The sequence below is a fragment of the Micromonospora sp. NPDC005161 genome, assembly GCF_053599855.1.
Window position 1 is genome coordinate 66,591 of sequence record NZ_JBSFYQ010000018.1, and the last position, 20,427, is coordinate 87,017.

Here is a 20,427-nt window from a genome sequence, read left to right on the forward strand (position 1 = left end):
GTCGTCCTTCGTCACGCGGTGCCGCCGGGGCGGCGGGGAGGGATACGGCGGGTACGGCCGCGGCGGGCGGCGGCGCGCAGAGCGGCCCGCGCCAGCTCCGGGCGGTCGGCGGCTCCGTCGAGGCTGGCGGCGAACGCCCGGATGGTGGGGTGGCGGAACAGGTCGAGCATCTTGATGGACCGGCCGGTTGCGGTGGTCAGTCGGGCGTGGACGGCGGCGAGCGCGAGGGAGTGCCCACCGATGTCGAAGAAGTTGTCGGTCACCCCCACCCGATCGCGCTCCAGCACCTCCCGCCAGATCCCCGCGACCAGCTCCTCGGTCTCAGTGAGTCCGTCCGGGCCGGCGGGCACCAGCGCCGGCGGGTCGCCGCCGGCCACCGTCATCGCGCCGAGCTGCGGCACCCGCACGGTCGGCCGGGGCAGCGCGGCGGCCACCTCGCGGGCCGGCGTGTCCGGTGCGCCGGCCAGCGCACCCACCAGCTCGGCCAGGTCGGCGAGCAGGTCGTCGATACGAGTGGCGTCGAACAGGTCCGGGTTGTAGACCACCTCGACGCCGGTGCGGCCGTCGGTCTGCATTACGTAGACGGTGATGTCGAACGGCGAGCCCGGTTTGGGCACCGGCACCGCCTCGGCGGTCAGCCCGGTCAGCGTCAGCCGTGGTGGCGCGAAGTTGAGCACGTTGAACAGCACCTGCACCAGCGGCGCGCGGGCGGTGTCCCGGCCGACGCCGAGCGCCTCGACGATCCGTTCCAGTGGCGCCCCGGGATGGGCGGTGGCCTCATGCAGCTCCCCGGAGCACCGGTCGACCAGCTCGGCGAAACTCGCCCCGCCGGTACTGACCCGCACCGGCACGGTGTCGATGAAGAAGCCGATCACGTCGTCGAAGGCGGCCAGCCGCCGGTCGGCGACGATCGCGCCGAGCACGTGGTCGTCACCGCCGGTGAGCCGCGCGATCAGCTCACCGAACGCGGCCAGCAGCACCGCCGCCACGGTCGTGCCGCGCCGCTCGGCCAGCTCGCGGACCGCGCGGTCGGTGTCGGCGGGCAACCGGACGGCCGCCTCCGCACCGGCGTAGGTCTGCACCGCGGGTCGGGGTCGGTCCCGGGGCAGGTCCAGCACCGTCGGGACCCCGTCCAGGTGCGCCGTCCACCAGGCCAGGTCCGCCGCACCGCGCAGCCGGTCCCGTTCGGCCCGCCAGACCGCGTAGTCGGCGTAGCGGGCGGGCAGCTCCGGCAGCGCCGGCGGTTGACCGGCCACCGCCTGGGCGTACCCGGCCGCCAGATCGTCGTAGCAGACCCGTTCGGACCAGCCGTCGAAGACGGCGTGGTGCCAGGTGGCGGCCAGCACGTGCTCGGCCGGGCCGAGCCGGTAGACGGTCACCTGCCAGGGCGGCCCGGTGGCCAGGTCGAAGGGGTGCGCGGCGCCGGCCGCGAGCATCCGGGTCAGCTCGACCTCCGGCTCGGCGCCGCCGGTCAGGTCGACCACGGGCACGGCCACGTCGGTCGGCTCGGCGCAGACGGCGTACGGCACGCCGGCGGTCTGCGGGATCCGCCAGCGCAGCACGTCGTGCCGCTCGGCGACGGCCCGCAGCGCCGCCCCGAGCGCGGCGGTGTCCAGCGGGCCACGCACCCGGTGCGCCACAGCGATGTTGTACGGCGCGCTGGACGGCGCGAGCTGGTCGACGAACCAGAGCCGGCGCTGAGGTGGGGAGAGGGTGGGCGGGTTGCCGGTGCGCAGCCCGTCCCCGCCGCTCGGCGCGGCGGCCACCCGCTCGACAAAGCGCCCGAAGGTGCGCTCGGTGAACACCGCACGAGTGTCGAGCTGCCGGCCCAGCTCGGCGCGGAGCGCGGCGACCAGGCGCATCGCCGCGATGGAGTTGCCACCGGCGGCGAGGAAGTCCGTCGCCGGCTCGGGTGCCGCGCCGAGCAACCTGGTCCAGATGCCGGCCACCGCCGCCGCCACGGAACCGTCCGGCGTGGCCGGACCGGCGGCGGTGTTGGCGGTGTCGGCGGGGGCGGAGGGGAGCAGCGCCGCGGCGGCCAGCGCGCGCAGCGCCGGCCGGTCCAGCTTTCCGCTGACCGCGCTGACCGGCAGCGCGACGCGACGCAGCACCCGGGCCGGCAGCATCGCCGCGGTCAGCCGGCTGCCGGCGTACGCCCGCAGCCGGGCGTCGTCGAGCGCGTCCGCAGGGGTGAGGAACGCGACCAGCTCAACGCCGTCTGGGCCGGGCACCGCCTCGACCGCGACCCCGGTCACCCCGGGCAACTCGGCCAGCACGGCCTCCACCTCGCCCAGCTCGATGCGCTGGCCACGGATCTTGACCTGCCGGTCGGCCCGCCCGAGGTAGGCGATCCGGCCGTCCGGGTCGAGCCGGACCAGGTCGCCGGTGCGGTACAACCGCTCGCCGGGCAGCCCGGAGAACGGGTCCGGAACGAAGCGCTCGGCGGTCAACGCGGGCCGGCCCAGATAGCCGTCGGCCAGCCCCGGCCCGCCGATCAGCAGCTCACCGATCTCCCCCGGCGGCACCGGGTCCAGCGTCACGTCCACCACGTACGCCCGGTGGTTGGGCAGTGGCCGGCCGATCGGCACCGGCTCGGTCTCGGTGGCGCTCAACGGGCCGCTGACCGCGAGCACCGTCGTCTCGGTGGGGCCGTAGCCGTTGAAGAATCGACGGCCGGGCGCCCAGCGGGCGGCCAGCGCGACCGGCACGGCCTCGCCGCCGCACAGCACCGTGCGCCAGGCGGGCAGCTCCGCCGGGTCCAGCATGGCCAGCAGGGTGGGCGTGATGAAGCCCCAGTTGACCTCGTGCGCGGCCACGAACCGGGCCAGCCGAACCGGGTCGGCGCGGTCCTCGACGCCGAGCAGTTGCACCGTGCCGCCGAGCAGCAGCGGCACGAACAGGTCCATGGTGGCCGCGTCGAAGCCGAGCGAGGCGATGCCTAGGCTACAAACGCCGGCGTCCGCGCCGGTGAGCGCGACCACGCCGGCGACGAACTCGACCACGTTGCGGTGACTGGTGAGCACGCCCTTGGGTCGACCGGTGGAACCCGACGTGAACAGCACGTACGCCGGATCGCCGGGGCGGGCCGGGCAGGGCGCGAGCGGGGCCGGGCCGGGCAGTGCGAGCGTCTCGACGCCCGGCACGTCGCCGAACTCCGCCTCGGCGGCGTCACCGACCACCAGGGACACGCCCGCGTCGGCGGCGATCCCGCGCAGCCGCCGACGCGGGCCGCCCGGCTCCAGCGGCACGTAGCAGCCGCCAGCCAGCAACACCCCCAGAACGGTGGCGACCAGTTCCGGACGGCGGCTGCCGCACACCCCCACCCGGCTCTGCCGGTCGACGCCCCGGACGCGCAGCGCGGCGGCCACCCCGGCAGCCCGGGCCACCAGCTCGGCGTAGGTGAGCCGGCTGTCCCACTGGCGCACCGCCACCGCGTCCGGGGTGCGAGCGGCCTGCGCGACCACCAGCTCGGCGAGCGTCGCGTCCGGCCAGGACAGCGGCTCACCGGCCACGGCGCTGATGGACAGGATGTCGGTCACCCGTTCCCCCCGGGGTAGCTGCTCGGATCGATGACTTGCAGACGCAGCTCGCTGACGGTTCCGCGGCCGTGCACATCGGTCACCCAGCTCTCGTCCGGTGCCGGCAACAGCTCGGTGACGACGACCGCGACGTCCAGCCCGGTGCGGGCGGCGGCGTCGACCATCGCGCACAGCGACTGGGCGTGCAGCGGCCCGGTGAAATCGACGTAGCAGGGCTTGACCTCGGTGCCGACCTTCACGAACACCCGCTCGGGCAGGCCGAGCCGGGCCCGCCACCGGCGCACCGCGAGGAACCGCTCGGCCTCTCCGGTCACCCCGACCAGGCCGCTGTCCGCGACGGTGGTCCGCCAGGTCCGCCGGGCCACGACCAGCCGATCGATGGTGATCCTGGGCGTGTGCGGCGCCGGGTCGAGCAGCTTGAAGGCATCCACCAGCAGCGAGCCGAGCAGGTTGGCGAACACTTCCACCAGCGGCCACCGGCTGCCGTCGGGCAGCACCGCCGCCAGCCGGTCGCCGACCGGCACCACCCGCACCTCGGTCGCCGGGACCAGCCGGTCCACCTCACCGCCGCGAGCGGTGTCGATGCCGAGCTGCCGGTCAGCCGGGCCGGTCAGCCCGTACGTGGTGCGGGTGGTGACCCGGGGGAAGCCCTCCGGATAGAGCACCCGCACCCGGGCCGGACCCAGGTCGGCGTCCAGCCCGGCGCGCAGCGCCGCCGCGTCCGGGTGGAACGGCACGAAGACCGCGCTGTCGAAGGTGGCGTTGGCCGGGTGCAGCTCACCGAGCACGAGCAGGAACTCGCCACGGTTCAGCGCGGCCAGGTCGACGGCGCTGATCTGCACGTCCGGGCTGTGGATCCGGGCCGACGGCCAGCCCGGCGCGTCCGCCGGGAACACCCGCCGGGCCCGCTCGGCCAGCTCCGTGCCCCGCAGCCGCAGCTCGGGCTGCCCGGGCGGCAGCGCGGCCAGTTCGAACAGCTCGGCCCAGCGGGCGGTGAAGCCGGCCCCCGCGGCGGCCAGCGGCCCGTCCGGGGCGACCAGCAGCCCCTGGGCCAGCGACCAGATGTCGGCCAGCCGCACCGGCCCGTCGGCGCGCAGCTCCTCGTAGAGCTCGGCGAGGAGCCGCTCGCAGGCGGCGCCGATCTCGGCGGTCAGCCACCGGGCGGCCTGGAGCAGCACGGCCAGCGGCGCGGCGAGGGCGTCGAGCACCGCCGCGCCGACGGTGACCTGGAGGTCGCGGGCGGTCTCCTCGTAGACGACGGTGCGGCCGGCGTACATCTGACCGGCCTGCCGGGTGGCGGGCCGGCCGGTGACCGCGGTGAATTCCTCGTTCAGCGCGGCCAGCGCGGCGCCCAGCCGGACCGCGTCGCCGGCCGCCGCGGCGACCTCGTCGCGGGCCGCGCAGAGCCGGTCGAAGCCGGCGCTCACCTCGGCGCGCAGCGTCCGGTCGCCGATCGCGGCCAGCCGATCGCGTAGGACCTGCTCGGCCCGAGGGCTGATCGGCAGGCCGGCGTCCCAGGTCAGCAGGCCACGCTCGACCAGCCGATCGAGCAGCAGGAACGCGTCGTCGACAGTGCGCAGGCCGGCATCGCCGTCGGCGTGCACCCGCTCGGCCAGCCGCACCGCCGGGGTGCGCCCGTCGCAGCGGGCCAGCAACCGCGCCTCCAGAACGGACAACTCCACCGGCGGGTGCAGCGGCCGGTGCAGCAGGCGGCCCACCACGCTCAGGTGCGGCGGCAACGCCGGCGCACACCAGCGGCGTACGGCCGGGTCGTCGGCGAGCCGGTCGGCGTACGCGATGAGCGCCCACGCCTCGAAGTACACCTCCCGCCTCGACAGTGACGTCGGCCCCGGCCGCAGCCGAGTAGACGGGTCGGTGCCGTCGAAGGTGCCCCAGCACACCGGGCCGAAGAAGCCGATCGTCTCGGCCTTGCCGCAGTAGCGCTGCCAGTAGCGCAACAGACTCAGCTCACGCTTGCGCCGCCGGACGTTGCGCACCGCGGGGTCGGTGTGCAGCAGCCCGTCCAGGGCGATCAGCATCTCCGCGTTCTGCCAGGTGACCGCCTCGCGTAGCAGCGGGTCGGCGGCGATCCGGCCGGCGGCGGCCGACCCGTCGGCGAGCGCCTCAGCGAACGCCTTGTCGAACACCTCGGCGGCGACCTCGCCGGCCAGCAGCGCGTCGGCGGCGTCGGCGGCGTCCGGGGCGGCGAAGTCGTCAAGCCCGACCGCCGGGAACCCGGCGGTGCGCAGCACCACGTCGCGCGACACCGACCAACCGGTCTCACCGAGCGGCAGCCGGTGGCTCATCGGGTCGGCTCCGGCTCGGCGGCGTCCACGATGTGCAGCCGCAGCTCACTGAAGTAGCGCCGGCCGGCGGCGTCGGGCACCCAGGCGTCCTCGGGGGTGGGCAGCATCTCGCTGACCACCAGGGTGACGTCGTCGCCGCCGTCGCGGCGGGCCGCCCGGACCATCGAGCAGACCAGACTGGCGAACGCGGGGCTGCTCAGGTCGACGAAGCACGGCTTGGTCTCGGTGCCGAGCTTGACGTACACCTGCTCGGGCAGGCCGAGCCCTCGCCGCCAGTCGCGCACCGCCAGGTAGCGGGCCCGGTCGCCGGTCACCGTGGCCAGGCCACTCTCCCCTACCGTGGTACGCCATGTCTGCCGGGCCACCACCAGCCGGTCCAGCGTGATCCGGGGCGTGTACGGCGCGGCGGCGACCAGCTTGAACCCGTCGACGGCGTGGGTGCTGAGCAGGGCCGCGCAGACCTCGGTCAGCGGCCAGCGCTGCCCGTCGGCGGCCGTGACGACCAGTCGGCCGGCCTCGTCGTGCACGGTGAGCGTGACGGTGGGCAGCACCCGGTCCTCCTCGGCGCCGGGCGCCGCCGCGAAGGCCAACTGCCGGTCGGTCGGGCCAGCCAGCGACTCGGCGACCCGGCTGGTGCGCCGCGGCCAGTCGGTCGGGTAGAGCAGTCGGATCCGACGTGGGCCGAGGTCGGCCGCCAGCCCGGCGCGCAGCCGCTCCACGTCGGGGTGCGACGGGGTCACCGCGTAGGTGTCGAACGACGGCCAGGCGGCGTGCAGCTCACCGAGCACCACGGTGTACTCGCCGCGGGCCAGCGCGTCCGCGTCGGCGGCGCAGATCTGCAGGTCGGGGCTGTGCAACCGGGCGTTGGACCAGTGTGCCGCCGGCGTCGGGAACGCCTCGTCGACCCGGGCGGCCAGGTCCGCCACGTCCAGCCGGACCTCGGTGGCGCCCGACGGCTGCTCGGCCAGGCCGAACAGGTCGGCCCAGCGGGCGGCGAACTGCGCGGCGACGGCGTCCACCGGGCGCTCCCCGGTGCCCCAGAACAGGCCCTGCACCAGGAACCACAGGTCGGACAGGGCGACCGGACCGTCGCCCGCCTCGGCGCGCAACTCGTCGTACAGCTCGCGGAAGACCGCGCCGTACGCCTCCTCCAGCGCGCCGGCCAGCCAGCGGGCGGCCCGCAGCAGCACGGCCAGCGGCGCCGCCAGCTCGTCCAGCAGCGGCGCGCCGAAGACCACGTCCAGGTCCCGGCTGGTGTCCTCATAGCAGAGTGTGCGGCCGGCGTACATCTGCCCGGCCCGCCGTCGCGGCGGCTGCCCGGTCAGCTCGGTGAATGTCTCGTCGAGCGCGTCCAGGGCGGCCCGCAGCCGGTCCGGGTCACCGGCCGCCGCGGCGACCGCGTCCCGGGCGGCGCACAGCCGGTCGAGGCCGACCTGGGCGGCGGCCCGGGCCGGGGCGTCGCCGATCGCCGCGATCCGCTGGCGCAGCACCTCCTCGGCGTGCGGGGTCACCGGCAGCGCGGCGTCCCAGGTGACCAGCTCCCGCTGCACGAGTCGGTCCAGCAGCTCGTACCCGTCCTCGGGTCGACGCAGCCCGATGGACGCGTCGGCGATCACGTCGCGGGCCGGGCGGCGGCCGTCGACGGCGGCCAGCAGCGCCGCCTCGACCGGGGACAGCGGCACCGGCGGCCGGGCCGGACGAAGCACCTCGCGGCCGGCGAGGCTCAGGTGCGGGGCGAGCCGGGGTGCCCACCACCGGCGCACCGCCGGGTCCGCGCCGATCCGCTCGGCGTACGAGGCCAGCGCCCACGACTCGAACCACACCCAGCGGCGGCGGGTCAGTGTCGCGCCCGGGCGCACCTCGGCGGCGGTCGGCAGGTCAGGGTCGATGGTGACCCAGCAGCTCGGCCCGAAGAAGCCGATGGTCTCGTTCTTGCCGCAGTATCGCTGCCAGTACTTCAGCAGCGCGCGTTCCCGCTCCCGCCGGCGCACGTTGCGGGTGGCCTCGGCGCCACCGCGGACCAGCCCGTCCAGGGCGGGCAACGCACCCCGGTTCTGCCAGGTGATCGCCTCCCGCAGCAGCGGGTCCGCGGCCAGGTCGGTCAGCCGACCGGCGCTGGCGAGCAGGGCCTCGTCGAATTCCTTGTCGAACTGCTCGACGCCGGCGCCGGTGACCAGCAGCTCGTCGGCGGCCGCGGCGGCCTGCGGTGCGGCCAGCAGAGTCAGCCCGTCGGCCGGGAACCCGGTGCTGCGCAGCAGGGCGTCGCGCCACACCGACCAGCCGGTGTCGCCCAGCGGCACGCGGTGCCCGCCGGCCTCCGGGTCGCTCCCGGCGACGGCCGCGCGCAGGTCGGCGCGGATGGTGGCGGCCAGCGCGGGCAGCGCGTCGTGCAGGAAGAAGTGCCCGGCGTCCAGCTCGTGCAGGGTGAAGCCGGCGGCGGTGTGCTCCCGCCAGGCGGCGCTCTGTTCCCGGGTCACCGCACGGTCGGTGCGGCCGCTGAACGCCACGATCGGCACCGGCAGCGGCGCCTCGGGCCGGTAGCGGTAGCCGTCCACCCGGTCGAAGTCGGCGCGCAGCAGCGGCATCAGCAGCTCGACGAGTTCGGGGTGCTCCAGCAGCCCGGCGGGGAGCCCGCCGCCGGCATCCAGGCGGCGCAGCAGCTCGGCGTCGTCCACCCGGGACAGTCCGTCGAAGGCGCTCGGCTCGCTGATGTGCGGTGCGCGGGCGCCGCCGACGTAGAGGCGCAGTGGCAGTGGCCGGCCGGTGCGGCGCAGCTCGCGGACCACCTCGAAGCCGATCCGGCCGCCCATCGAGTGCCCGTAGATGGCGTACGGCCGGTCGGCCCGCCCGGCGATGGCCCGGGCCACGTCGGCGATCTGGAATCGCGGGTCCTCGCTGATCCGGTTCTCGCGGCCGGGGAGCTGCACGGGCAGCACCTCGACGTCGGGGCCGAGCCGGTCGGGCCAGTGTCGGAACGCGCTGGCGCCGGCACCGGCGTAGGGCAGGCAGAACAACTGCACCGGTGCCGGGTCGCGGCTGCCGGCGGAGATGAACCAGTTCACCGCACGCCTTTCTGAGGGGGGTCGATCCAGTACCGCTGCCGCTGGAAGGGGTAGGTGGGCAGCGAGGTTCGCCGGATGGTGCCGGCGGGATGCAGGGTGGTGAGGTCGACGTCGCGCCCGGCCACCCAGGCGGCGGCCAGCTCGCGTAGCGGCCCGGGTGCGCCGGCCACCCGTGCGTCGGTGGCCAGCAACTCGTCGAGGGCGGCGACCGCGCCGGCCGGGTCGGTGGCCACCACGGCGGCCCGGTGGCGGAACGCGCGCCGGCCCAGCGCCAGCGTCGCGGCCGCCTCGGCCAGCGCCGGGGTGGTGCCGGCGAGGTGCCGCCGCAGCCGGGTCAACGCCGCCCGCAGCGCCACCGGGGTACGCGCCGACACGGGCAGCAGGTGCGCCCCGGCCGGCGGCGGGTCGACCGGCTCGGCCGGCGGGGCCTGCTCGACCACGACGTGCGCGTTGGTGCCGCCCAGCCCGAACGAGCTGACCCCGGCGACCCGGCGCGGCGTGTCCGGCCAGGCGCGCACCTTGGTCGGCACGTAGAAAGGGCCGGCGGACAGGTCGATCTCCGGGTGCGGGCGGGTGAAGTGCAGGTTCGGTGGGATGATGCCGTGCTGCACGGCGAGCACCGCCTTGATCAGCCCGGCGATGCCGGCGGCGGCGTCCAGGTGGCCGATGGTGGTCTTCACCGAGCCGAGCGCGCAGGTCTCGGCGGGCGCGGCGCCCTCGTACACCTCGTGCAGCGCGGCCACCTCGATGGCGTCGCCGAGCGGCGTGCCGCTGCCGTGCGCCTCGATGAAGCGGACCTCGCCGGGGGCGACCTCGGCGGCCGCGAGCGCGCCGGCCACCGCGGCGGCCTGGCCGGCGGGCCCGGGAACGGCGTAGCCGGCGCGGTCCCCGCCGTCGTTGGTGACCGCCCAGCCGGGCAGGACCGCGTAGATCCGGTCGCCGTCGGCCTGCGCGTCGGCGAGCCGGCGCAGCGCCACCGCCCCCACACCGGAGCCGAAGCCGGCCCCCTGGGCGGCCTCGTCGAACGCCCGGCAGCGGCCGTCCGGGGAGGCCAGGCCACCGGGGGTGTGCCGGTGCCGCGGCCAGGTGACGCTCACCCCGCCGGCAAGCGCGATGTCGCACTGGTAGTCGGCCAGGCTCTGCGCGGCGAGGCAGACCGCCACCAGTGAGCTGGAGCAGGCGCTCTGCACTGCCACCGCCGGCCCGGTCAGCCCCAACCGGTACGCGACCTGGCCGGGCAGGTGGTCGGTGAGCTGCCGACCGACCAGCCGGGCCTCCCAGTCGTCCGGGTCGACGTCGCCGACCACGGCCGGGTTGTCCATGAGGTGGAACAGGAAGTAGCGGTTGACCGAGGTGGCCGAGTAGACCCCGACCAGGCCGGGGAACCGGTCCGGGTCGTGACCGGCGTCCTCCAGCGCCTCCCAGGCCGTCTCCAGGAAGAGCCGGTGCTGTGGGTCGGTGCGGGCCGCCTCCCGGTCGCCGAAGGCGAAGAACTCCGCGTCGAAGTCGGCGACCCCGTCGAGCCGGCCGGTGGCCTTGACGTGCCGGGGGTCGGCGCGCAGCCCCGGGCCGACGCCGAGCGCGGCCAGCTCCTCGTCGCTGTGGTCGTGGATGGCGTCCACCCCGGCGCACAGGTTCCACCAGAAGGTGGCCACGTCCGGCGCCCCGGGGAACCGGCCGGCGAGACCGACCACGGCGATCTCGTCGCCGGTGTACTCCCGCGCGCCGACCGGCGCGGCGGGCGGGCCGGCGGCAATCGGCGGCACGGCGGGCAGGGTCGACGCCGTGGCAACCGGCGTCGGCGTCGGCGGCGTGGTCGGTGCCGGCGGGTCGACCAACCGGGCCTGGGCGGCGACTGTCGGGTGGTCGAACAGCCGCAGCAGCGGCACCGCCACACCGAACCGTTCGGCCAGCCGCTGCTGCACCTGGCCGAGCAGCAGGGACTGCCCGCCGACGTCGAAGAAGCTGTCGGTGCGACCGACCGCGTCCCGGCCGAGCACGGCGCACCAGATGTCGTGCACGACCCGCTCGGTCGGGGTGGCTGGCCGGTCCCCGGGCGGCACCGCCCGGGCCGGGTCCGGTAGCGCCCGCTCGTCGACCTTCCCGCTGGTGGTCAGGGGGAACTCGGCGACCGGTACGACCGCGCGGGGCAACGCGTACTCGGGCAGTTGCCGGGCCAGGGCGGCCCGCAGCGCCGCCGGGTCCACCGGCGGCCCGACCGGCCGGACGTACGCCAGCACCTCGCCGTCGCGGACGATGGCGCGCACCTCGCCGATGCCCGGCTCGGCGGCGAGCACCGACTCGATCTCGGTCAGCTCGATCCGGAACCCGCGCACCTTGACCTGCCGGTCCAGCCGGCCGAGGCAGCGCAGCTCGCCGGTGGGCAGCAGCTCGCCCAGGTCGCCGGTGCGGTACATCGGCACGCCGTCGGGGTCGTGGCCGAACCGGTCGCTGGCCCGGCCGAGGTAGCCGGGGGCGAGGTGCCGGCCGCGCACGACGATCTCGCCGTCCATCGCCAGCCGCAGCGCGTACCCGGGCAGGGCGGTGCCGATCGGCAGCGGGCCGGTTGCCGCCGGGTCGACGTCGGCCAGCGGCAGCGTGTGCCGGGCGACGAAGGTCATCTCGGTGGCCCCGTAGCCGTTGACCAGGACGCAGCCCGGGGCGAAGCGACCCCGGGCGCGGGCCGCGTCGGCGTAGGTGGCCTGCTCGCCGCCGAGCAGCACCACCCGGACCCGGTCCAGCCGCTCGACGCCCGGGGTGTCCAACAGGTGCCGGTAGACGGTCGGGGTGGAGTGGTAGACGGTGACGCCGTGCCGGGCCAGCTGGTCGACGGCGTACGCCAGCCCGTGCCGGCGCAGGTCGACCGGAACGACGGTGGCGCCGGTGAGCAGCGCCGGGTACAGGTCGGGGATTGCCGCGTCGAAGCTGAACGAGGCGAGCAGGCTCAGCCGGTCGTCCGGCCGCACGGCGAGGAGGGCGATCTGGTTGTCCACCACGTGCGTCAGGTTGCGGTGGCTCTGCCCGACCGCCTTGGGCCGCCCGGTGGAGCCGGAGGTGAACAGCACGTACGCGAGCGCGTCCGGGGCCACCGGCACCGGCCGCAGCGGCGCGGGCCGCACGTCCACGGCCGGAACGACCCGCAGGCCGGGCCGGTCGGCGGCGAGCCGACGGGCCAGCTCGGTGTGCTCGCCGCCGCAGAGCAGGACGGTGACGTCGGCGCCGTCGAGCAGGTGGCGCAGCCGCTGCTCCGGGAAGCCGGGGTCGAGCGGCACGTAGGCGGCGCCCGCGGCGAGCGTGCCGAGGATGGCGGCGATGGTGCCGGCGCCGTGCGCGGTCAGCAGGCCGACCCGGTCACCGGGCCGGACGCCGGCCGCGGCCAGCAGGCCGGCGTGCCCCCCGGCCAGGCCGGCGAGGGCGGCGTAGTCGAGCGGGCCGGTGTCGCCGAGTATGGCGGGATGGTCGGGACGAGCGGTAGCGGCATCGCCGAAGCGATGGATCAGCGTCGAGGTTCCCATTTCAGGACGCGTGCACCGGTCCACAACAGACGGGCGCGCGGCAATCAACAGTCTTGATCATGATCCCCCCCAGGACGTCACAATGGAACGAGCATAGGGTTCGATGACTGCCGGGGAAGATCATCGATTAGAGTCAAGCCAAAGGGTCGACTCGGGCTCGGACGAGGGACGACGAATATCGTCCGATCATCCCCCTGGCGCAACGGTGAATCTTCGCCTAACACGTCTGCCAGCGGCCAATTTTTCGGCACATTGTTTCTTGCGTGGTGGAATTTCCCGCTCAACACAATGGAGTCGTGTGCTCGACGGCCCATTCGTCGGATGATCGACACCGGTTCGCGGGACTAAGAATGTCAGGCATACCGCAATTTCTACGATCTGGAGTGGGTCTCACCGAAAACACACCTGTGCGGCGGGTTAGGCCCCATACGGATCGGGCGGGACCGGCGTGACATCGCCGTCGCCATCGCGCGGCAACCGCGCCACCATCTCCCGGAACTCCCGCACGGTCACCGCCTCCCGCAGGGTCGCGAAGACCGCGCCCGTGCCGGTCCGGGCGGTGGCCGGGTCGACCCCGGCGCGCTGACCCACCCGGCGGAGGAACTCCACCGGCCCGGCGTCCGGCGCCGGCGGGGCCGCAGCCGCGCCGCCGATGTCCAGGCCGGTGTCCAGCCCGGCCACGCCGCTGTCCGGGCCGGCGGTCACGGTCGGCGGGGCCGGGTCGGTCAGGTAGCCGTCGAGGTCGTCCGGGAGGTGCCCGGCGAGGGGGTCGGGCGGCCCACCGCTCACCCGTTCGGCCATCGTCTGGAGCACGGCGCGGGCGATGGCGGCGGCCTGCTCGGCCGGCAGGCCGGACCGCCGGGACACCGCGTCGATGAAGTGTGGGAACTGCCCGCCGCCCGCCCTGTCGGTCACGCCCCGGCGCTTACCCCCGGCCGGTGCCGACAAACTGCGCCGTCAGCGCAGCAGGTCGGCCGCCAGCAGATGATCGAAGATGACCTGGTCGACCGGGGAGGTGCGGTGCCGGTCGGCGTACCCGAGCCAGGCCAGCTCGGCGATCTCGCTGGCCGGCCTCAGCTCGCCGTCGTGCGCGGCGCGGTAGCAGGTCATGCGGACCGTCGTGCCGGCGGCGTGGCCATGCGCCTGGGCGGTGAACGTGCCGACGTGCACGGCGCCGGCGACGTCCACCGCGACGCTCAACTCCTCGGCGACCTCCCGGCGCAGCGTGTCCAGGTCGCTCTCCCCCGGCTCACGCTTGCCGCCCGGCAGGTACCAGACATCCTTGCCTCGGGAGCGTGTGCTCAGCACCCGCCCGTCCTCGATGAGGATCCAGGCCACCTTGTCGATCTCGGGCACCGTGCTCCTTCGCGTCGTGGGACGAGGACACCGTACGCCGACGCACCGGCGTGCTCAGTGCGGCGTGGTTCCGGCGTCCTCGGCCAGCAGGTCGAGCAGCAGCGCCGCGGTCCAACTGAACGCCGGCGAGCCCAGCCCGGCGCCGGTGTCCGGATGGAAGTACTCGTGGCAGCCGGCGCCGGCGACCAGCCCGATCATGGACCGGCGCAGCCCGGCCGCCAGCTCCGGGTGCCCGTGCGTGAGCAGCCCGCGCCGCACCAGCCAGCCGACGTTCAGCCAGCTCGGCCCGCGCCAGTAGCGCAACGGTTCGAAGTCCGGAGCGGTCCGGTCGTGGCTGGGCAGCGGCCGGTCCATCCGCCGAGCCACCCCGAAGCGCGCCGACCGGGCCTCCACGATCAGCGCGTCCGCCTGGCGGGTCGGCAGACCGGGCAGGATCAGCGGCGCCAGGCCCAGCACGGTGCGTGCCGGGACCAGCCGGTCGGTGCGCAGGTCGCGGGGGGCGAACGTGCCGGTGGCCGGGTCGTACAGCCGGCGCACCAGGGCCTCGGTGATCCGGGCCGCACGGGCCCGGTGCGGCCCCGGGTCGGCGCCGACCAGCGCGGCGATCTCGGCCAGCGCGTGCTCGGCCGCACCGAACGCCGCGTTGAACAGCGGGCACTCCACCAGGAACGGGTGCTCGTCGGCCAGATGCTGGTCGGAGTAGGCGCGATCCCGGTACGAGGCGACGATCGCCAGGTAGCGCGCGTAGTCCAGGTCCGTGGGGCGGTGCGCGGCGTCGGCGTGCGCGGTGTCGTGCCGGCGGTACGCGCGCATCACCGTCGCCTCGGCCGGCACCGCGGCCATCGGCTCGTCCCAGGCCGGGCTGTTGTCCAGGCCGGACTCCCACGGGTGCACGATGCAGGCCAACCCGCCGCCGGTCAGGTCCCGCCGCTCGGCCAGGTAGCGCTGCTGGGCCACCAACGCCGGATAGAGACGGCGCAGTGCGGCCAGGCCGGCCGGGTCGGGCGCCCGCCGGTACGCCAGCCACGCGGCGAGCGCGTGCACCGGCGGCTGGACCAGGCCGGAGGTGTCGATGGCCGGAGCCCCCTCGGCGGTCGCCGAGCGCCACAGCTCCGGCCCCGGGAAGTACGCGCCGACCCGCAGCGCCGGGTTGAACACGATGTGCGGAACCCGCCCGTCGGCCCACTGCGCCCGGAACAGGCTCGCCAGCTCCCGCCAGGCCCGCTCGGGACGGACCTGGGCCAGCCCGATGGCGATGAACGCGGAGTCCCAGCTCCACTGGTGCGGGTAGAGGGTGCGTGAGGGCACTGTGTGGTCGTGCTCCCAGTTGGCGTCGAGGGTGGCGACCGCGAGTCGGCGCAGCCCGGCGAGGTCGGACGGCGCGCCGGTGCGGGCCAGGGCGTCGGCGGTCATGCCGCGGCCCGCCGGGGCAGCGCGTGCCGCAGCACCGTGGCGGCCTGCTGGAGGGCGCGGACCGGGTCGCCGCGCAGCCGACACTCCAGCGCCAGCCAGCCCCGGTAGTCCAGCTCCAGCAGGGTCCGCACCAGCGCCGGCCAGTTGAGGTGCCCGGCGCCGGGTTGGTACCGGTTGGAGTCGCTGACCTGCACGTGCCCGAGGTACGGCGCGGCGGCACGCAACGCCCGGTGCACGTCGTCCTCCTCGATGTTCATGTGGAAGGTGTCGGCGACCACCCGCACCGACGGCAGCCCGACCGCCGCGCAGAGCGCGACCGCCTCGTCGAGCCGGTTGACCATGTGGTCCTCGTACCGGTTGAGGGGTTCCAGGAAGAGGGTGACCCCCTCGGCCCGGGCGTGCTCGCCCAGCTCGCCGAGGGCGTCCAGGAGCACCTGCCGGTCGCCGGTCGGTGGGCGCGGCGGCTCGAACGGCGGCAGCCGCCGGGAGAACATCCCCCACGACGCCGGCGTCATCGCCCCGACGCCGCCCAACTCGGCGATCACCGAGAGCTGGGAGCACAGGTTGCGCACCGCGTCGGCGGACCGTGCCGGGTCGAAGTCGCCGATGAAGTGGTCCATCTCGACGCAGACGGTGGGCATCACCACCCCGGCGGCGCGGGCCCGGCGCAGCTCGGGCAGCCGGCGGGCGAACGCGAGGTCGCCGCGCCCGCGCAGCTCGATGCCCTGGTAGCCGAGGGCGGTGGCGAGGGCGTACTTCTGGATCAGGTCGGTGCCCGGCAGGAGCTGTTCCTGGCAGGCCAGCGCGATGGTGGTCATCAGAACCTCAGCACCACTTGAAGGACGTCACCGGCGCCGCGGTCGAGCAGCGCGAGGGCGTCGGCGACGGCGCTGGCGTCGACGATGTGACTGACCAGCGGCAACGGGTCGACGCTGTGCTCAGCCACCAGCTCCATGAAGGTCTGTGCCACCCGGTCACCGGTCCACCGGCCGGCCATGCTCGGCCGCGGGGGTCGGGCCGGAGACCTGGGCGGCCACCAACTGGATGCGGTTGTGGTGGAACTCCTCGCCGAGGCCGAGTCCGTCGGCCTGGCCCTGGTAGAAGCCGGCGGCCACGACCCGGCCGGCGTGCGCGGTGGAGCGGATCGCCTCGTGCAGCGCGGGGTACGCCCCGGACAGCTCCAGGCAGACGTCCGCGCCCCGGCCGTCGGTGGCCTGCCGCAGCACGGCGGCGGCGGACTCCGCGCCGGCTACCACCGTCGACCGGGCGCCGTAGCGGGCGGCGTGCTCCAGCCGGCCGGGCATCCGGTCGACCGCCACCACCCGCGCGCCGGAGAGCACCGCGAGCCGGGTGGCGAGCAACCCGATGACGCCCTGCCCGAAGACACCGACCCAGTCGCCGAGGTGCAGGTCGCCGGCGAGCACGGCGGTCAGCGCGATGGCGCCCGGCCGGGCGAAGACCGCGGCGAGCGGGTCCAGGCCGGCGGGCAACGGGCGGACCGCCCCGGCGGCCAGGACGGCCTCGGCGCGGTGCCCCCAGATGCCCCAGACCAGCTGCCCCGGGTGCCGGTCGGCGACGTCCGGGGCCACCTCGACGACCTCGCCGACCTCCTCGTAGCCGAAGCCGATCAGCGGGTAGGGCACCGGGGTCTGGCGGGGCACGAACATCCGCGCGGCGTCGTCCCAGTCCTTGCTGAGTCGTGGATTGCTGCCCCGGTAGAGAGTGAGCTCGGTGCCGGCCGAGATGCCGGAGTAGCAGGTGCGCACCCGGACCTGGCCGGGGCCGAGCGGATCCGGTGGGCAGGGCTCGAGGCTGATCCGTCGAGGCCCCGCGAGAGAGACAACCCAGTTGACCATGAGTCACATCCCGGTAGCACTGGGCTCCAGGATAGGCAAAAAATCGTTATATGTCTTGTTATTGATCAATCGAAGGCGTTGAATCCTTCATGTACCCTTCGAGAGGAGTGCCACCGATGTCAACACCTCCGAGGCGGATACTCGCCACCACCCTGATCATGGCACTTACCGCATCCACCTTGCTGGCCTGCGGCGACGACGAACCGGACAGCGACAGCAAAAAGATCACCGTGTGGAGCCTGGAGGACGTGGCCGACCGGGTCACCGCCACCAAGGCGATCATCGCCGACTTCACCGCGAAGACCGGGGTCCAGGTTGAACTGGTCACCGTCAACGAGGACCAGTTCCCCTCCCTGATCGCCGCCAACGCGGCCGCCGGCGACCTCCCCGACGTGGTCGGCTCCGTCTCCCTGGCCGGCATCCGTACGCTCGCCGGCAACCAACTGCTGCACGCCTCGGCCAACACCGAGATCGTCGACACGCTCGGCAGGCAGACCTTCTCCCCCCGCGCGCTGGAGCTCACCTCCGACGACGGCAAACAGCTCTCCGTGCCCAGCGACGGCTGGGGGCAACTGCTCGTCTACCGCAAGGACCTCTTCGACGCCGCCGGCCTGCCCGCCCCCGACACGTACGAGCGGATCACCGCCGCCGCGGCGAGGCTCAACACCGGCGGCGTCGCCGGGATCACCGCGGCGACCGCCCCCAGCGACGTGTTCACCCAACAGACCTTCGAGCACCTGGCGCTGGCCAACGGCTGCCAGCTCACCGACGACGCCGGCAAGGTCGCCCTGGACTCGCCGCAGTGCGTCGAGGCGTTCCGCTTCTACGGCGACCTGATCCGGACCAGCTCGATCAAGGGCGCGCAGGACGTGGACACCACCCGCGCCACCTACTTCGCCGGGAAGGCGGCCATGGTGGTCTGGTCGCCGTTCATCCTCGACGAGCTGGCCGGGCTGCGCAAAGACGCCAAGCCGACCTGCCCGCAGTGCCAGGCCGACCCGACGTTCCTGGCGAAGAACAGCGGATTCGTCACCGCGATCAAGGGCCCGAACGGCACCGAACCGGCCCAGTACGGCGAGATCAGCTCGTGGGCGGTGCTCGACGGCGCCGCGACCGACTCGGCGAAGTCCTTCGTGGAGTACATGCTCGGCGACGGCTACCCGCGCTGGTTCGGCATGTCGCCCGAAGGCCGCTTCCCGGTACGCAAGGGCACCCCGGCCGAGCCCGAGGCGTACCTCGCCGCCTGGAACACCAGCCAGGCCGGCGTGGACGCGAAGAAGCCCCTCGCGGACGTGTACGGCGACGAAGTGCTTGCCACCCTGCGCCGCAGCCCGGACACCTTCCAACGCTGGGGGCTCGGCCAGGGGCAGGGCAAGCTGGTCGGCGCCATGCTCGGCGAGCTGCCGGTGCCCAAGGCGTTGAACGACGTCATCTCCGGCAAGTCCGACGCGGCGGCCGCCGCAGCGCGAGCCAAGAAGGACGTCGACGCCATCAAGGCGGGCGTCAATTGACCACCACCGCACCCGGCCCCGGCCGCTCGCCCACCCGCGAGCGACCGGCGCCGGCCCGCCGCCGACCGCTGACCCTGCGCCGTCGGGAGTCCCGCGCCGGGCTCGCGCTGGTCGCCCCGACCCTGCTCGTCACCATCACCGTCATCGGCATCCCGATCGTCTGGACCGTGGTGCTCGCCTTCCAGCGGGTCCGGCTCGCCACGCTGCGCAAGACCGGCCTGTTCGGCGAGTTCACCATGGACAACGTCGACCGGGTGCTGCACACCCCCGGCTTCGCCAGCACCCTGTGGACCACGCTGGTCTACAGCCTCGGCGGCACCGTCGGGTCGATCCTGCTGGGCCTGGTCGCCGCCCTGGTGGTCCGCCGGCCGTTCCGCGGTCGCACCCTGGTGCGGGCGTCCATGCTGCTGCCGTACGTGGCGCCGGTGGTCGCGGTGACCTTCGTCTGGCAGGTGATGCTCGACCCGCAGCTCGGCATCGTCAACGACTGGGGCCGGCGGCTGCTCGGCTGGGACGCCCCGGTGCCGTTCCTGTCCCAGGAGTCGACCGCGCTGGCCACGGTGATCGTGTTCGAGGCGTGGCGGTACTTCCCGTTCGCGTTCCTGTTCCTGCTGGCCCGGCTCCAAGCGGTGCCCGGCGAGCTGGAGGAGGCCGCCCGGGTCGACGGCGCCACCCCCACCCAGCGGTTCCGGTACATCCTGCTGCCGCAGCTGCTGCCGGTGATCGCCCTGCTGGGCGTGCTGCGCTTCATCATGACGTTCAACAAGTTCGACGACGTCTACCTGCTCACCGGCGGGGCGGCCGGCACCGAGGTGGTCAGCGTGCGGGTGTACGAGTTCCTCACCGCGCGCACCGACATCGGCGCCGCCGCCGCGCAGGCGGTCGTACTGGCCGTGGTGCTGATCGTGTTCGTGCTGATCTACCTGCGCTTCTTCGGACGGAGGGTCGGCTGATGGACCGCGATCTCGTCGAGACGGTCAGCCTGCGCTGGCTGCGCCGCCTGGTGATCGCCGCGTTCCTGGTGATCACCGTCTTTCCCTTCTACTACATGCTGATGCTCTCGGTACGCCCCATCGAGCGGCTGCTGCTCGACCCCGGCTCACTGGTGGTCGGCTTCGGTGAGCTGACCGTCGCCACGTACGCCGAGGTGCTCAAGGCCACCGACGACGGCGGCCAGGGATTCCTCACCTTCATCCGCAACAGTGGCCTGGTCGCCGTCGCCGCGACCCTGCTCACGCTGCTGGTGGCGATCCCCGGGGCGTACGCCGTGGCCCGGCTTCGGTTCTTCGGCCGGCGGCAGGTCGACTTCCTGTTCCTGGCGGTCTACCTGTTCCCGTCGATCGTCATCGCGATCCCGCTGTTCGTGGTCTTCACCCGGGCCGGGCTACGCGGCTCACTGTTCGGCCTGGTGCTCGTCTACATCTCGCAGACGCTGCCAGTCTCGGTCTACATGCTGAAGAACTACTTCGAGACCATCCCGGTCAGCCTGGAGGAGTCCGCCGCGATCGACGGCGCCGGCCGGCTCGGCATCATCCGCCGGGTCAGCCTGCCCCTGGCCATGCCGTCGATCATGGCGGTCGCGCTCTACGACTTCATGATCGCCTGGAACGAGTTCCTCTTCGCGCTGCTGTTCCTGGTCGACAAGCCGGACCGGTGGACGGTGTCGCTCGGCCTGTCCCTGCTCGCCGATGGGGTCGAGGTGCCCAAGACGGTGCTGATGGCCGGGTCGGTCGTCCTCACCCTGCCCATCGTGATCCTCTTCTTCTCCAGCGAACGGCTACTCACCGAGGGGCTGACCACCGGCGCGGAGAAGGGCTGAGCAAGCCCGGCGTCATCGGCCGGCGGGAACGCCGGCCGATGACGCGGGTG

Annotated in this window: 13 protein-coding genes; 3 read left to right on the top strand and 10 right to left on the bottom strand. The window is 74.4% G+C overall.

Going from position 1 to position 20,427, the window contains the following annotated elements:
• Positions 1 to 11 precede the first annotated feature (11 nt).
• The 10 genes from ACWD5O_RS18940 to ACWD5O_RS18985 all read right to left on the bottom strand — a co-directional run bounded on the left by ACWD5O_RS18940 (position 12) and on the right by ACWD5O_RS18985 (position 17,047).
• Positions 12 to 3,539 carry an amino acid adenylation domain-containing protein gene (locus ACWD5O_RS18940; protein ID WP_450086060.1) on the bottom strand — a complete coding sequence of 1,176 codons (3,528 nt, stop codon included), beginning with the start codon at positions 3,537 to 3,539 and terminating at the stop codon, positions 12 to 14.
• Positions 3,536 to 5,845, bottom strand: a complete 2,310-nt coding sequence (locus tag ACWD5O_RS18945; RefSeq protein ID WP_450086061.1) for a lantibiotic dehydratase — start codon at positions 5,843 to 5,845, stop codon at positions 3,536 to 3,538. The genes ACWD5O_RS18940 and ACWD5O_RS18945 overlap by 4 nt, the downstream gene beginning before the upstream one ends.
• Positions 5,842 to 8,907 carry a thioesterase domain-containing protein gene (locus ACWD5O_RS18950; protein WP_450086062.1) on the bottom strand — a complete coding sequence of 1,022 codons (3,066 nt, stop codon included), beginning with the start codon at positions 8,905 to 8,907 and terminating at the stop codon, positions 5,842 to 5,844. Before ACWD5O_RS18950 ends, ACWD5O_RS18945 begins: the two co-directional genes overlap by 4 nt.
• Positions 8,904 to 12,422, bottom strand: a complete 3,519-nt coding sequence (locus ACWD5O_RS18955) for an AMP-binding protein (protein WP_450086063.1) — start codon at positions 12,420 to 12,422, stop codon at positions 8,904 to 8,906. The genes ACWD5O_RS18950 and ACWD5O_RS18955 overlap by 4 nt, the downstream gene beginning before the upstream one ends.
• A gap of 417 nt (positions 12,423 to 12,839) precedes the next feature.
• Positions 12,840 to 13,337 (bottom strand): DUF2267 domain-containing protein, encoded by a 498-nt coding sequence (locus ACWD5O_RS18960; RefSeq protein WP_450086064.1) that lies wholly within the window; start codon positions 13,335 to 13,337, stop codon positions 12,840 to 12,842.
• Between the two features lie 42 nt (positions 13,338 to 13,379).
• Complete coding sequence (locus tag ACWD5O_RS18965) at positions 13,380 to 13,778, bottom strand: NUDIX hydrolase (protein WP_354966713.1); 399 nt, start codon at positions 13,776 to 13,778, stop codon at positions 13,380 to 13,382.
• A 54-nt stretch (positions 13,779 to 13,832) separates the two neighbouring features.
• Positions 13,833 to 15,191 carry an MGH1-like glycoside hydrolase domain-containing protein gene (locus ACWD5O_RS18970; RefSeq protein ID WP_450086065.1) on the bottom strand — a complete coding sequence of 453 codons (1,359 nt, stop codon included), beginning with the start codon at positions 15,189 to 15,191 and terminating at the stop codon, positions 13,833 to 13,835.
• Entirely contained in the window at positions 15,188 to 16,009 is an 822-nt protein-coding gene (locus ACWD5O_RS18975; RefSeq protein ID WP_354966715.1) for a sugar phosphate isomerase/epimerase family protein, read from the bottom strand. Before ACWD5O_RS18975 ends, ACWD5O_RS18970 begins: the two co-directional genes overlap by 4 nt.
• On the bottom strand, positions 16,009 to 16,161 hold the full coding sequence (locus tag ACWD5O_RS18980; RefSeq protein ID WP_450086066.1) for a hypothetical protein: 153 nt from the start codon (positions 16,159 to 16,161) through the stop codon (positions 16,009 to 16,011). The genes ACWD5O_RS18975 and ACWD5O_RS18980 overlap by 1 nt, the downstream gene beginning before the upstream one ends.
• Positions 16,162 to 16,165: 4 nt before the next feature.
• Entirely contained in the window at positions 16,166 to 17,047 is an 882-nt protein-coding gene (locus ACWD5O_RS18985; RefSeq protein ID WP_450086067.1) for a zinc-dependent alcohol dehydrogenase, read from the bottom strand.
• Between the two features lie 116 nt (positions 17,048 to 17,163).
• Between ACWD5O_RS18985 and ACWD5O_RS18990 the strand changes: the two genes are divergently transcribed.
• Genes ACWD5O_RS18990 through ACWD5O_RS19000 form a run of 3 tightly spaced genes read left to right on the top strand, consistent with a single transcriptional unit; the run spans position 17,164 to position 20,377 of the window.
• On the top strand, positions 17,164 to 18,558 hold the full coding sequence (locus ACWD5O_RS18990; protein ID WP_450086068.1) for an ABC transporter substrate-binding protein: 1,395 nt from the start codon (positions 17,164 to 17,166) through the stop codon (positions 18,556 to 18,558).
• A complete protein-coding gene (locus tag ACWD5O_RS18995; protein ID WP_450086069.1) occupies positions 18,555 to 19,511 on the top strand; it encodes a carbohydrate ABC transporter permease in 957 nt (318 codons plus the stop codon). Before ACWD5O_RS18990 ends, ACWD5O_RS18995 begins: the two co-directional genes overlap by 4 nt.
• Positions 19,511 to 20,377 carry a carbohydrate ABC transporter permease gene (locus ACWD5O_RS19000; RefSeq protein WP_089021366.1) on the top strand — a complete coding sequence of 289 codons (867 nt, stop codon included), beginning with the start codon at positions 19,511 to 19,513 and terminating at the stop codon, positions 20,375 to 20,377. Before ACWD5O_RS18995 ends, ACWD5O_RS19000 begins: the two co-directional genes overlap by 1 nt.
• Positions 20,378 to 20,427: the final 50 nt, after the last annotated feature.

What these genes read in the sequence shown, in the direction of transcription:
- ACWD5O_RS18970 (WP_450086065.1), bottom strand. Translation starts at nt 15,191, where the DNA reads ATGACCGCCGACGCCCTGGCCCGCACCGGCGCGCCGTCCGACCTCGCC.
- ACWD5O_RS18955 (WP_450086063.1), bottom strand. Translation starts at nt 12,422, where the DNA reads ATGGGAACCTCGACGCTGATCCATCGCTTCGGCGATGCCGCTACCGCT.
- ACWD5O_RS18990 (WP_450086068.1), top strand. Translation starts at nt 17,164, where the DNA reads ATGTCAACACCTCCGAGGCGGATACTCGCCACCACCCTGATCATGGCA.
- ACWD5O_RS18985 (WP_450086067.1), bottom strand. Translation starts at nt 17,047, where the DNA reads ATGGTCAACTGGGTTGTCTCTCTCGCGGGGCCTCGACGGATCAGCCTC.
- ACWD5O_RS18975 (WP_354966715.1), bottom strand. Translation starts at nt 16,009, where the DNA reads ATGACCACCATCGCGCTGGCCTGCCAGGAACAGCTCCTGCCGGGCACC.
- ACWD5O_RS19000 (WP_089021366.1), top strand. Translation starts at nt 19,511, where the DNA reads ATGGACCGCGATCTCGTCGAGACGGTCAGCCTGCGCTGGCTGCGCCGC.
- ACWD5O_RS18945 (WP_450086061.1), bottom strand. Translation starts at nt 5,845, where the DNA reads ATGAGCCACCGGCTGCCGCTCGGTGAGACCGGTTGGTCGGTGTCGCGC.